The 12,673-nt window shown below is 42.5% G+C and carries 16 protein-coding genes and 3 pseudogenes; 12 read left to right on the forward strand and 7 right to left on the reverse strand.

Annotated features, from left to right (window positions below; genetic code table 11):
* Both JL57_RS09900 and JL57_RS09905 read left to right on the forward strand, forming a co-directional pair.
* A partial coding sequence (locus tag JL57_RS09900) for a transposase (protein ID WP_045691687.1) occupies positions 1-350 on the forward strand: 350 nt, incomplete at its 5' end.
* Positions 351-1,089: 739 nt separating this feature from the next.
* Positions 1,090-1,509: a hypothetical protein gene (locus tag JL57_RS09905; protein ID WP_034141891.1), complete on the forward strand. Its 420-nt coding sequence runs from the start codon at positions 1,090-1,092 to the stop codon at positions 1,507-1,509.
* Between the two features lie 152 nt (positions 1,510-1,661).
* On the opposite strand, the pseudogene istB reads toward JL57_RS09905, so the two are convergent.
* From istB to JL57_RS09925, 4 genes and pseudogenes are all read right to left on the reverse strand, one after another.
* Positions 1,662-2,387 (reverse strand): annotated as a pseudogene (istB, locus tag JL57_RS09910) (IS21-like element helper ATPase IstB).
* Entirely contained in the window at positions 2,384-3,004 is a 621-nt protein-coding gene (locus JL57_RS09915) for a Mu transposase domain-containing protein (protein WP_291299915.1), read from the reverse strand. Before JL57_RS09915 ends, istB begins: the two are co-directional and overlap by 4 nt.
* Positions 3,005-3,067: 63 nt before the next feature.
* On the reverse strand, positions 3,068-3,406 hold the full coding sequence (gene mazF, locus JL57_RS09920; RefSeq protein ID WP_034141892.1) for an endoribonuclease MazF: 339 nt from the start codon (positions 3,404-3,406) through the stop codon (positions 3,068-3,070).
* Positions 3,400-3,633, reverse strand: coding sequence for an AbrB/MazE/SpoVT family DNA-binding domain-containing protein (locus JL57_RS09925; protein ID WP_034141893.1), 234 nt, complete (start codon positions 3,631-3,633; stop codon positions 3,400-3,402). Before JL57_RS09925 ends, mazF begins: the two co-directional genes overlap by 7 nt.
* A gap of 167 nt (positions 3,634-3,800) precedes the next feature.
* On the opposite strand from JL57_RS09925, the gene JL57_RS34035 reads away from it, so the two are divergent.
* Both JL57_RS34035 and JL57_RS34040 read left to right on the forward strand, forming a co-directional pair.
* A complete protein-coding gene (locus JL57_RS34035; RefSeq protein WP_291299916.1) occupies positions 3,801-3,962 on the forward strand; it encodes a hypothetical protein in 162 nt (53 codons plus the stop codon).
* A 48-nt stretch (positions 3,963-4,010) separates the two neighbouring features.
* Positions 4,011-4,652, forward strand: a complete 642-nt coding sequence (locus tag JL57_RS34040) for an SDR family NAD(P)-dependent oxidoreductase (RefSeq protein WP_291299917.1) — start codon at positions 4,011-4,013, stop codon at positions 4,650-4,652.
* A 14-nt stretch (positions 4,653-4,666) separates the two neighbouring features.
* Here the strand turns inward: JL57_RS34040 and JL57_RS09935 are convergent, their stop codons facing one another.
* The 3 genes and pseudogenes from JL57_RS09935 to JL57_RS09945 form a co-directional block, all read right to left on the reverse strand.
* Entirely contained in the window at positions 4,667-4,918 is a 252-nt protein-coding gene (locus JL57_RS09935) for a hypothetical protein (protein WP_291299918.1), read from the reverse strand.
* A pseudogene (locus JL57_RS09940) lies at positions 4,863-5,051 on the reverse strand (TraR/DksA C4-type zinc finger protein); the annotation flags it as partial. The pseudogene JL57_RS09940 and the gene JL57_RS09935, both read right to left, overlap by 56 nt.
* A 192-nt stretch (positions 5,052-5,243) precedes the next feature.
* Complete coding sequence (locus tag JL57_RS09945; protein WP_034141895.1) at positions 5,244-6,035, reverse strand: lipid II flippase Amj family protein; 792 nt, start codon at positions 6,033-6,035, stop codon at positions 5,244-5,246.
* A 497-nt stretch (positions 6,036-6,532) separates the two neighbouring features.
* Here JL57_RS09945 and JL57_RS09950 point away from each other — a divergent pair, with 497 nt between their 5' ends.
* The 8 genes and pseudogenes from JL57_RS09950 to JL57_RS09985 form a co-directional block, all read left to right on the forward strand.
* The gene (locus tag JL57_RS09950; protein WP_034141896.1) at positions 6,533-7,585 is read left to right on the forward strand and encodes an energy-coupling factor ABC transporter permease; all 1,053 of its coding nucleotides are present in this window, start codon (positions 6,533-6,535) and stop codon (positions 7,583-7,585) included.
* A gap of 136 nt (positions 7,586-7,721) precedes the next feature.
* Positions 7,722-8,531: a cobalt ECF transporter T component CbiQ gene (cbiQ, locus tag JL57_RS09955; protein WP_034141897.1), complete on the forward strand. Its 810-nt coding sequence runs from the start codon at positions 7,722-7,724 to the stop codon at positions 8,529-8,531.
* Positions 8,528-9,286, forward strand: a complete 759-nt coding sequence (locus JL57_RS09960; RefSeq protein ID WP_034141898.1) for an energy-coupling factor ABC transporter ATP-binding protein — start codon at positions 8,528-8,530, stop codon at positions 9,284-9,286. Before cbiQ ends, JL57_RS09960 begins: the two co-directional genes overlap by 4 nt.
* Positions 9,287-9,583: 297 nt before the next feature.
* The gene (locus JL57_RS09965) at positions 9,584-9,799 is read left to right on the forward strand and encodes a tautomerase family protein (RefSeq protein ID WP_034141899.1); all 216 of its coding nucleotides are present in this window, start codon (positions 9,584-9,586) and stop codon (positions 9,797-9,799) included.
* Positions 9,800-10,052: 253 nt separating this feature from the next.
* Positions 10,053-11,171 carry an ADP-forming succinate--CoA ligase subunit beta gene (sucC, locus tag JL57_RS09970; RefSeq protein ID WP_034141900.1) on the forward strand — a complete coding sequence of 373 codons (1,119 nt, stop codon included), beginning with the start codon at positions 10,053-10,055 and terminating at the stop codon, positions 11,169-11,171.
* 5 nt (positions 11,172-11,176) lie between these two features.
* Positions 11,177-12,070, forward strand: coding sequence for a succinate--CoA ligase subunit alpha (gene sucD, locus JL57_RS09975; protein ID WP_034141901.1), 894 nt, complete (start codon positions 11,177-11,179; stop codon positions 12,068-12,070).
* Positions 12,071-12,109: 39 nt separating this feature from the next.
* Positions 12,110-12,325 (forward strand): ferredoxin family protein, encoded by a 216-nt coding sequence (locus tag JL57_RS09980; RefSeq protein WP_034141902.1) that lies wholly within the window; start codon positions 12,110-12,112, stop codon positions 12,323-12,325.
* Positions 12,318-12,673 (forward strand): annotated as a pseudogene (locus JL57_RS09985) (2-oxoacid:acceptor oxidoreductase subunit alpha); the annotation flags it as partial. The gene JL57_RS09980 and the pseudogene JL57_RS09985, both read left to right, overlap by 8 nt.

The raw sequence follows: 12,673 nt of genomic DNA on the forward strand, positions 1-12,673 counted from the left end.
AAAAAAAACTTTTTGAAAAAACAGTAGCTTTGTATCCAGTGATTATGATTCTTGTGATTTTTTTGAGCGATTGCTATAAAGTGTTTGATGACTATAGTACCGTTGAATTGGACTTTTTTATTACTAAATACAAAGGCTGTGAAATTGCTCCGCTCGCACAATATGCAAATGGGCTGCTTGATGATTATGAAGCTGTAAAAAATAGCTTGATATATAAAGACATTAGCAATGGGCCATCGGAAGGCATGAATAGCAGAATTAAAATGAAGCATCGTAGAGGTGGAGGACGAGCTGGTATTGAACTGATAAATGCCTATAATGTCCTAAAAATGAGTGACCTTGCCGGATGATGTCATCTTATTTGAGAAAGAGCCGTTTAGAGTACCAGATCGGTCGGTGGAAGTCCAGAAAATTATTTTTCAGGGAGTTTAATAAATAAATATTTTCCACTTTATGCATGCTCAAAATGGGTTGGACCAAAATTTACCAATTTCAACTTATAAAATCGAAGTGCGTAATTATTTGTCGTAAATTACTGAGGACCAATTGGTGAAATTACTGAGGACAAAGTGGGAAATCTAGGATAATGTTATTTATAATAGCTTCTTTGAGGAGACCAAGACAATGTGGCTAATCAAAAAGTATAGAAATATTTCATTAGTTTCCATAAATGTAATACAATCGCAAACTAGGTGACCGCGTTATTGGTTAGCGTTCTTGAATTGGGGTCCTGGTGGGGGTATAACAGTTGGAGGAACGACAGACTTTTACTCCGCAGCATCTATAGTGAGAAACGGCGGGAACATTTTCTCCCCTATCCCGGGAGACGCTTATTGGGTTGCTGATTACTATTCTATTGGTAGTAGCCCCGTTTGGCATTCTGGGCATGATTTAAATGACATGCCGAATAATCGGCCTCATTGGCATTGTACCTATCTCTGGGTTCAAGTTGGTGGACATTCGTTCGAGTAATTTACTAAAGGATTTTTTTACATTAATAACAAATGCTTCTACCCTTTCAAATGGAAAAGGGTAGAAGCTTGCAAAATAATAAGTTTCCAATATTTATATAGGAGGATTTATGTATTTATGTGTTACTTTATAACGGTAATAGCTGAAGAACCTATTGAAGAGATCTTAATTAGTAAAAACTTAACAAATTACAATATTCGAATTAAGGAAATTTCTAATAAGGTTTACCATAAGATCGAAAATAAGAATTACTATCAAATAACTCGGGGATGCTCTTGTGAATTTTATGCAGATAGTAAAACGAACAACGAAACGGAAATTAAGAAAATAATTGAAGCTTTTTTTAATAAAAATGATACTCTTATATTTGATATAGTACTGGATAATTTTCAGGGTCAATATGACATCGGAAGTGATATTGTCACAATTATGAAAAAACATCCCCAAAAAAATATTACAATCGAAGAATTTTTGGCGAAATATCCTCTGGGTTTATCATATAATACCGTATTTATTATTAAAAAGGCTTCTTCCTAAATTCTCACGATTTAGGTCGAGCCTTTTTTCTTTTTAAATATTATTTTACACAGCCCTCGACCCATTGAAGCATCCCCCGTAGGGTCCCATGTCAAGTCTACCCCAAAGCGGTTCTTTTTTCAGGAACATTAGCTCATTTTCTCTAGAATTAATTACTCCAGTTTGTCTCTGCTTTCCTTAAACCGATAGGATTCACCAATGAAAGGGATAACATGGGCATGATGGGTTATCCGATCTAGTAAAGCTACGGTTAAGGCATTATCTCCAAACACCTCCCCCCAACGACCGAATTCTAGGTTTGTGGTTAGGATCAGGCTGCCACGTTCATAGCGATCAGAGCAGAACTGGAAAATTAATGGACTGCCTGCGCCAAGATTAATGTAGCCTAACTCATCCAGGATAACGAGGTAGTCGGTATTCGCTCTCTGCCTTTAACAACTCTTGGATCAGATCACTTACTTGATAAACCGTACCCTGTAACCCTGTTGGATTGCTGAGATACCAATTGCTGTGGCTATGTGAGATTTTCCGGTTCCCGACTGCCCCACACATATTACGTTTTCACGATCTTTAATAAATTTACACTCAGCAAGGGAAATCAGCTTGTTCTTTGGGACCTTCGGGATGCTGGTAAAGTCAAAGCCTTCGATTGTTTTAATATCTTGGATTCGAGATTGTTTTAAGCGAGTGTTTAGCCGTTTCTGGACTCGAACCTCAACTTCTTTAGCCAAGGATGCTGCCAAGAAGGAGATCGGAGTTTGATTTTGAGTCATGGCATCACGGGCTAAATCTCTAAAATGGGCCTTTAAACCAGGGAGTTTAAGTTGTTTACAGTGAATATCCACGATGGCTTCTTTAGCATCAAGCAGCTCCGTCATGAGACAACCCTCCCATCAGATGGAGGTGTGTCTACTGGGACATTGAGGTCAACTAGCGGAGATTCAGGTTGGTCTTTTATTGAAATCGTTTGGTTTGAGACTTGAGAGGTGAGAATCTGCCGTATCGATTCTCCAGTGGGCGAATGTTGCTTAAGTCCTTCCTCTACGGCTGAAAGAACGTCCTCAAATTTGAATTCAAGGTTGAGTAAAAGAATCTTCGCAAACTCACGGTAACCCTCAACGTTCTTATTGTAGAGATGGATTCTGAGCTTTTGGTACACGTCAGGAAGCTTTCTGACCACCAGAGCATTCTTAGCAGCCCGTGGTTTCGTTTTAATGATCGGTAGGTAATGCTCTAATTCCATCACCTTTTCACCACGGCTATAGGAACGCTCGTGTACTGCGACCCTGTTCGAGGAATCATACACTTCAATTCTGTCAACAAACGCCTCCACTCGAAGACTTCGGTTTCCGTAAGCGACTGGAACAGAGTAATAGTTACGGTCAAACTGAAAGAGGAGCAACCGGCTTGTGGAAACCATATGAGTCCGAGAGCATTGAAACGGTACCGATGGAAGAGCACGGAGTTCCTTACGTTCTTGCTCCCATTCCTTCATTCGAACGTTGCGCACTTTCTCACGAAGGACAGTTCCGGAATTGGTCTGACTTATTATCACAGCTTATTTTATGATCGCTTCTAGTTTAAGAATAACCTCTTGAATCGTTTCTTCCGGCACTTTGCATATAAAACTCGCGTTTCTACCTCTCCAGTCCAGGGACTTAATCTGATCGGCCAAAACGACACCTCTGATTTCAAATTCTTCCGGAAGTTTAACTTCAAATGGGAATCCTTTCAACCGGGTTGTAATCGGACAAAAGATCCCCATCCCAGTCTTGCTATTATATTCCTTTGCGGATAAAACTAAGGCCGGTCTGGTTCCTTGCTGCTCATGCCCAACCTGTGGGTTTAACTGAATCCATACTATATCACCGCGTTCCGGCGTGTACTGGCTCACCATATCTCCCCTCCCACTGGTTCTCCCCAATCAATCTCTTCCGGCACGTAATCATCAGGAATTTGCGCGAGCAATTCTTTTAAGTTATATTTTTTTCGGGTGATTATAATCTTTTCTCCATCAAGTTCGACATCAATTGGGGTCCCGTCGTTGATTTTTATTGAATTAGCCATTGAAGCAGGAATCCTTATGCCGATGCTATTTCCCCATTTTCGGGCCATTGCTTTCATTGTGTCACCGCTTCCTTCAATTTTGTTTATACAAAGTATAAACAATTTTATTGAACTTATCAAGTTAAATAGAGGGTATATCGAAGTCTTCTAAATTTCAGTTAATAGTTATCCTATGGGGTTACTAAATTGATCAGGGCTATGGAGATTATATTAAAGCTCACGAAATGGCTTATGAGAGTATCATCAAATATGGGGGTGAGAATGCCCTGCCCTATCTTTTAGACCAGTTTGAAGCAGGAAATGCCGAGGGATTGCGGGGGCAAATTCTAATGAGGCTTGGTAAGGAATTGTTGGGGGTAAGAAATAATGTCAGCGATGAAACCTGATCCCCTCAGGAATGGTACAGCCGGCTTCAGATTCGCCGGGAAGTCAGCTTGCCCGACTTTGCCTATCAAGGGAATGACCCCGTTGCCCAGCTCGTCTATCAGACGGAAGTTCAAAAGCATAGGGGATGGCAAAGCGGATTTTGCGTTGTGGCCCCCCATATCTTTGCCAGCTATCGGGAAGACGGCAAACTCAAGGTTTTTGTGACGACCTATGCCCAAAGCTACCGCTTGTATGACAATGTTCTTTCGGAAGAAGGAGGGGGGATTGTTCCGGCGGCCATCACCTATGGGGAAAGCTCTGACGGGAGCTATACATTGGAAAGCTATGAACAGGCACAAGATGGGGCAATTAATTTGAAAAGCGTTTTTATCTGTATGCAAGAAGTTTTGAAATATATGATTCCTCAAAAGAAAGGAAAAATCATTCATATTTCTTCCATATGGGGAATGGTAGGGGCTTCCTGCGAAGTCCATTATTCTACTGCTAAAGCAGGTATCATTGGTCTAACCAAGGCATTGGCGAAAGAACTTGGGCCCTCAAATATACAAGTAAATTGTATTGCTCACGGGTATATCGTTGATGGGAGGCGATCTTCGATCCCACAATCAAAATCCCCGAGTTTATATCCCGGGGAGTATGGAACAAGAACTACCGCCTGTAATATATCTTCGAATTCATCTTCACGATAAAACATGTATAGAAACTACCCTTTCGTAACAATCTGTAGGGCTTTTAACGCTTTTTGTCTACGGTCTTTGTTTGTATCAGGTTTATTTATATCCTTAACCAAGTTCACCAAATCCTTACCTTTTAATACGGGTGTTGAAGTAATAGGTGCTGCTATGAGTTTAACACTCCTTTCCTCCGGCAGATGTTCGTCCATTTTCTTATCCATCTCTTTACCACCCTCTCGAATAGTCCTTGAAGCAGTCCAGGCACACTTTTTTGCCGTCATTGATTCGCATCTTGTGCTCGGGAGCGCCTTCTCCACACTTTTCACAAATTACTGTTGTAAAGATGCTTGCCTTTTCGGGTAACTCAAAGGACGCCCTGAAGAAGTTAAAGAGTTCTTCTGCAGGTGAGTTCAGATCCCCCTTTTTGCAAAATAAAAAGACCATAAGAAAACTGACCTATCAAAGTCAGACCTCCATGGTCGTCACAAACACCTTCATGGTCCTGCGAACTATGATTATACTTAGTATTCTACAACATCACATGAATTCCTGCCAGACATATGTTCGAAATGAATAAATTAAGCTTTAGTATTGTATCGTGTGCAATCATTTATAAATAGCGGCAATGGCTTGAGCCACTGGAATAAGGAGCAATTGTCCAATTAAGGTTCCGATGAGTTTGGCACTCATTAGCATAACGACAAGGGCTTTAACTTCTTTATAAGGACGATTTCCCCTCAATGTTTGATCAGTAATAATTGATGATTTGGGATCAATAAAAAGCATAAAGATAATGTTTGCGGCAGTGTTAATTATTCCTGCCGAAGCTGAAGCTGCCAGACGATGCTGAGGGTCAACAAGTAAAGTAGCATAATAAGCCGACATTACCCCGATGGTATAAATTCCAGTGACAAGTGCATTGAGCACGATTAAATTAATAGGAATTTTATGATAGGGCAGATGATTAACCATTTCTTGGGTAGGCAAAATAATACTTTTAAATAATATTCGGATACTCCGAAATTTTAAGGCATTGATGACAACGGCTGGCACGGAGCCTGTTTGTTCCAGTCTATTCACTACTCTATTGAAGGCATTTAAAAAAGTGGGAGTTAAGATTATCCCAATGAATGTTCCTGCAGTTGCTACAAAAATCACCTTGCGGATAATAGGTAGAGGATCAAGACTTTGACAGATGGAATTATCCATCAAACCTCCAATTAAAGGAGCCTGCATAGTATGCGCAATCAGAGAGATTAAATAAAATAAGTTGAAAACGGTCAAGGATAAGGCAAATTGTCCACTTTTAATGTAATTAAGCCGTACGGAGTAAGCAAATGTATCTATTATGTGGATTATAAACGTTAAATAAAATAAATGGACTATATTAAACTGCATTTGCCCACCCCCATACTTAATATGGCTATGCTAGATAGGGGATAGAAATACTCAAACGTATCAAAAGACCGGGAATTGAGCCAACATATGGATCAATCGGCAATCATTATCTAAATGTAGACTATCTATTGAGTCTCCTACCAAGAAATTTACCTCGACTCTCAAAATTAACAAGGAACCTCTGGGTGCCAGGTGGTCTACACTGACCATGTATTGTGTTAGAGGACTCCTTTCTTACAGTTGAGCCAAAAATCTATTGACTAACAAGGATGGAATATGGTATATATGTCCTTAGGGAAGTCGTATAGAATATTTGAGAAAATAAATATGTAAGAGCAAGACCATGAAGGTGTTTGCAAAACCATGGAGGTTTGACTCAATAGGGTCTACTTTGTGGTTTTTTTTGTTTATCTAAAAGGAAGGGAGAGTTAGAATTACTTCATCAGCTCGAAAAGACAAAGAACATGACATGAATTATAATAGATGGAGGGATACTTATGCATATGGCAGATGCCTTAATTTCACCAATAGTGGGTGCAACTATGTGGGTAGCAACAGCAGGTGTTGCGGCCTATTCGATTAAAAGAATTCAAACCGAGATGGATGAAAAGAAAATTCCTTTAATGGGAGTCATGGGAGCCTTTATCTTTGCGTCACAGATGATCAATTTTGCGATACCGGGAACGGGCTCAAGCGGCCATATTGGGGGAGGTTTAATTCTTGCGATATTGCTCGGACCGTATGCGGGCTTCCTGACTATGGCATCCGTTCTGACGATACAAGCGCTTTTCTTTGCTGATGGAGGATTGCTGGCCTTAGGAAGTAATGTTTTTAACATGGGCTTTTTCACCTGTTTTATTGCCTATCCCTTAATCTATAAAGGGTTCATGAAAAAGGGGTATACAACGAGACGGATAGTCTTGGCATCCGTCCTTACGGCAATCATCGGCCTTCAGATGGGTGCCTTCGGGGTCGTGCTAGAAACACTCTTTTCAGGGAAGACTGAGTTGCCTTTTGGGACGTTTGTCTTATTAATGCAACCCATTCATCTGGCCATTGGTGCAATTGAGGGTCTGGTCACAGCTGCTGTAGTAACCTATATTTGGAACTCGCGACCAGAAATTATTGAAAGAGCTAGTTCAGGAGAAGCTATAGGCAATGTCACCATAAAAAAGGTTGTTGCAAGACTCGTCATAGTTGCGGTGCTGACAGGAGTAGGGTTATCCTGGTTTGCTTCTTCCAATCCGGATGGCTTGGAGTGGGCCATGATCAAGACTGCCGGTACAGCCGAACTGGAGGCTCCAGATGGCCTACATCAGCAACTGTCTGACCTACAGAGTAAAATTGCATTTCTACCGGATTATTCCTTTAAGGCACCAGTAAATGAAATAGAACAAAGTGCTGGAGAAGGCAAAGAAGCATGGCCTGCTGTAAGTGGTGGAACGAGTACTGCGGGATTAATCGGTGGCGGGATGACGCTTGGCTTAGCCGCCCTTGTGGGTGCGGGTATCAGTATGCTGAAACGAAGAAAGATGAGAGCAAATTCTTAAATCATTCATCCAGTCGTGAGACTCTCACCCAAAGACTCGATGTTCAACTTTAGTTGAACGAGTTCACTAAATTTGGCGGGGCCTGTTCTAAGATGCATTATAGTTTTGTTTTATAAATTTAGATTGGATTGTTGATATGGCAAACATCATGAATTCATTGTATAATATGCGGCTGCTTGATGATCTAGCTCGGCAGGAAACCTTGATACACAAGTTACATCCTCTCATAAAATTATTAACCACAGTTAGCTTTTTAACTGTGGTTGTTTCCTTTGGGCGATATGAGATTGACGGTCTGCTACCGTATTTTTTATACCCGGTGATGGTTTTTACTTTGGCAGAACTTCCGCTTAAACCCATCCTTTTAAGGATCTTACTTGTTTCACCGTTCATTATTGGAATAGGGATCCTAAACCCTTTCTTCGACCATCAAATCTATATGCTGGGTGGAAAAGAAATCTCAAGAGGCTGGATTACCTTCCTTTCTATTCTGATCAAGAGCGGATTGACAGTAACAGCGGCCCTGCTTCTGATTGCTACTACAGGAATGGACCGGCTGGCAGGAGCCTTAAGGATGTTGAAAATCCCTCGTATCTTTGTGCTCCAACTGCTCTTGACCTATCGATATATCTCTGTCCTGATGGAGGAAGTAGCCCGAACTTTAAGGGCTTATTCACTAAGAGCACCGGAACAGAAGGGTGTTCATCGAAGTGCTTGGGGATCATTAGCAGGGCAGTTAATCCTCCGCACGTTTGACAGAGCCCAGCGTATTTACGAAGCGATGTGTTTAAGAGGTTTTGCTGGGGAATACCATACAGGGGACTCCAAGGAAATTCGAATCTGGGATTTGGCCTATTTGGCAGGATGGGTGTTTTTCTTTGCAGTAGCGAGGATTTACAATATTCCGATGCTAATAGGTTCAGTGATAACGGGAGTGATAAGATGAGTCATCATAAACTTGAGGCCAAGGATCTGCATTATAGTTATCCAGATGGACATAAAGCGGTCAATGGAATGTCCTTTTGTATCTATCATGGGGAGTCAGTGGGAATCATTGGAGCGAACGGGGCAGGAAAATCTACGCTGCTGATGTTACTCATGGGAGTTTTGTTTCCAAGTCAGGGAGAAGTATGTGTGGCAGATGTCCAGGTTACGAAAAAGACTCTGCCAATGATTCGCCAAAGGCTAGGTATGGTTTTTCAAGACCCTGACGACCAGTTATTTATGAACACCGTCTACGATGATGTAGCCTTTGGACCTCGCAATTATAAACTTGACGAACAGGAAGTTGAAAAGCGTGTCCTTCAGGCTTTGGAGTTGGTTGGAATCCTTCACTTAAAAGATCGAGCCCCCTTCAAGTTATCCGGCGGGGAAAAGCGATCTGCCGCTATTGCCTCTGTGCTTTCAATGCAGCCAGACATTTTGGTGATGGATGAACCCACAGCTGCTTTGGACCCCAAATCAAGGCGGAGGGTCATGGAACTGCTGACGAGCTTTAAACACACAAAAATTATCACAAGTCACGATTTAGATATGATTTTCGAGATGTGTGATAGGACCATTGTGATCAAAAACGGAGAGATTGCAGCAGATGGGGTGACCTCTGAAATTCTAGTCAATGCTGACTTGATGGATAAGTGTGGGCTTGAGATTCCCTTGGCTTTGCAGAACTGTCCTGTCTGCAAGACTAAGAAGATTTAGTCTGTAGGGATGGTCCTTTTGACGTGTCGTAGGGACGGTTCGAAACCTCTGAAAAAGTACGCTTTTTATAGTCGTGTGGGGACGGTCCTTTTGACACAAAAGGACCGTCCCCACACGACATTTGCCCGTTGCATTACATTTAATACAGATCCGCATTTACATTTAGAGAGGGCATTTCTGCCAGATTAGGTAAAAACAAAAAGGACTAAAGAAGCCAAAATAGTTTACATGTTTTGTGGCTTTAATGGGAATTTTATATGAGAGTTAAGAAATGAATTAGCGGAGGTGCTTTTGTAAATGCCAATGATTAGTTTTGATGGACCTGTCCTGACCATTGATCAAAAGAGGAGCTTAATTCATGGAATGAGCCAAGCAGCTTCTAAAGCTTTAGGTATTCCCATGGCAGCGTTTACTGTCACCCTAGATGAGCACGAATATAGTAACATGGGTATTGGCGGCGAAGTGTTGACGGAAACTGTTTATTGGGATAAGTATAAAGCACTTAAGGATTAACATTATTTAATATATCAAGTTGAATGGAGCGGCCCCGTTTGGGGTCGCCTTTTGATATGCCATAATATACGAAACATGTCACACCCCTCGCATAATATTGTATACAAAATATATGTTTTGAGAAGGTATTCGCTCTAACGACATAGAACTACAAAGAAACAAATAGTTTGAAAAGTTTATATATAACCGAGCTAAAAGTCAGACCAACCTTCGCTCACTAAGGTAATAAGGTATGCTGAAAGGAGCCATCTAGGTGAAATTGTATGAGTACATGGCCAAAGAAATTTTTAGGAATAACGGGATCCCTGTTCCCAAGGGGCGAGTGTTTACTAGTTCCGATGAGGTAGCAGAGTTTGTTGCCCAAATCGGTCCTGTCGCCATTAAATCCCAAGTTCTCTCTGGGGGGAGGGGTAAGGCCGGTGGAATTAAGTTTGCTTCGGACCCTCAAGAGGCTAGGGAAAAGGCGCGGGAACTCTTGGCGACTGACATTAAGGGACTTAAGGTCGATATAATCCTCGTCGAGCAAAAATTAAGCATTGAAAAGGAACTTTATTTGGCGATTACCTATGATGGGGCACGCCGCAAGCCGTTATTGATTGCCTCTGCGGCTGGGGGTGTTGAGATTGAGCAAGTAGCGGAAGAGTTAATGATTAAACGTTTAATCGATATTAACATCGGGCTACAACCTTATGCGGCTAGAGAGATTACTCGACAGCTTGGTCTGAAAGGTCAGATCGCCAAAGAGGTCGCCGATATTATGTTGAAACTTTATCAAACTTTTCGAAAGTATGATGCTGAACTAATCGAGATCAACCCATTGGTTGTTGCGGATTCTCAGGCCCTTGCCGCGGATGGCAAAATGACGGTTGATGATGACGCTGCTTTTCGGTTTGGGAAGGATGTTCCCCTAGTTGAAGAAAAGACTGCCGTGGAGAAAAGAGCTGCTGAACTGGGGATTTCCTATGTCGAACTGGATGGGGAGATCGGCGTCATGGCTAATGGCGCAGGAATCACCATGGCTACCCTCGATTTGATTAACGAATTTGGTTCAAGTCCTCGAAATTTTATGGATGCCGGCGGCGGTTCCAGCAAGGAAGCAACTGCCAGCGCTTTGGAAATTTTACTTTCCACCCAGCCTAAAGCCCTCTTAATTAATATCTTCGGAGGAATTACCCGTTGCGATGTGGTAGCGAAGGCGATCATTCAAGTCAAAGAAACCATGGATATTCAAGTTCCGCTGGTAATCCGGTTGGTAGGCACCAATGAAGAAGCCGGAATAGCTCTTCTACGTGAACATGGCATTGAGACTTATCGAAAAATTGACGAAGCAGTGGCCAAAGTTGTCGCCTTTGTTAAAGCGAAGGGAGCGTAGGAAGCATGGCAATTATTATTAATGAAACAACCAAGATTTTAGTCCAAGGCATTACAGGAAAACAGGGGCAGTTTCATACGTCTCAAATGCTGGCCAGCGGTAGCAAGGTAATCGGAGGAATTTCCCCGGGCAAGGGCGGACAACTCGTACACGGTGTGCCTATTTATGACACGGTGGAAGAAGCCATGTTGGCTGAAAAAGCCGAGGCTTCCGTTATTTTTGTACCGGCAAAACAAGTCAAAGATTGTGCTTTCGAAGCGATGGACGGTGGAATCAAAACCCTGGTGATTATTACTGAACATGTGCCTTTACATGATGCCATGGAAATTATGGCCTTTGCAGAGAGCAAACAAGTGCAAATCGTTGGACCAAACACTTTTGGTCTAATTTCACCGAGCAAATCCAAGATCGGAATTATGCCTAACAGTATTTTCATCCCTGGTTCAGTAGGAGTCGTAGCGCGGAGTGGAACTCTCAGTTATGAGATTGTCTCCCAGTTAACGAATGCTGGGATTGGTCAGTCGACGGTGGTTGGCTTAGGAGGAGACCGAGTCGTCGGCCTATCCTTCATTGATGTCTTAGCTCAATTCGAAGCAGATCCGGAAACCAAAGCGGTTGTTTTGGTGGGGGAAATCGGCGGTAATGCTGAAGAAGAAGCCTCTGTTTTTATCAAAACAATGAGTAAACCAGTGATCGCCTTCTTAGCCGGCAAAAGCGCTCCTCCTGGAAAGAGAATGGGTCATGCCGGAGCCATCATTGAACGGGGCAAAGGAACCTATGACAGCAAAGTTGTCGCCTTAAAGGCAGCGGGGGCCTATGTGGCTGCACTACCCTGGGAAGTGAGCGATTTAGTAAAGCAAGCGTTGACTGAGGAAACTATCCCTTCGCAAAGCATTTAATCCCGGATTAATCCGGGCAGCATAAGGAGATGTTAGGTTTTGGTACTAGCGATACCGACTGCTACCGTTTTGGTCAGTCAAGATTGGTGTAAGAAGTGTGGAGTATGTATAGCATTTTGTCCTAAAAAGGTGCTGGAAAGCGACGAATTAGGAAGGGTAGTGGTGGCCAAGCCAGATCAGTGCATAGCCTGCAAGATTTGTGAACGGCTTTGCCCTGACTTTGCCATTAATATCGAGGTGACGAACGATGAATAAAGCTAGATTAATGCAAGGCAATGAAGCGGTTGCTGAAGGGGCTTTAGCGGCCGGAGTCCTATTTTACGCAGGATACCCAATCACTCCCTCGACGGAAATCGCTGAAATAATGGCTGAGAGATTGCCCTTGGTCGGGGGTACCTTTATCCAGATGGAAGATGAGATAGCAAGTATGGCAGCGATCATCGGAGCCTCCTTGACAGGGCTTAAAAGCTTAACAGCCACCAGCGGGCCAGGCTTTTCCCTAAAACAGGAGAATTTGGGCTATGCTATTGCTACGGAAGTTCCTTGTGTTGTGGTCAACGTACAAAGAGGGGGACCCAGTACGGGACTACCAACAGCTCCTGC

The organism is Desulfosporosinus sp. BICA1-9, from assembly GCF_000802135.1.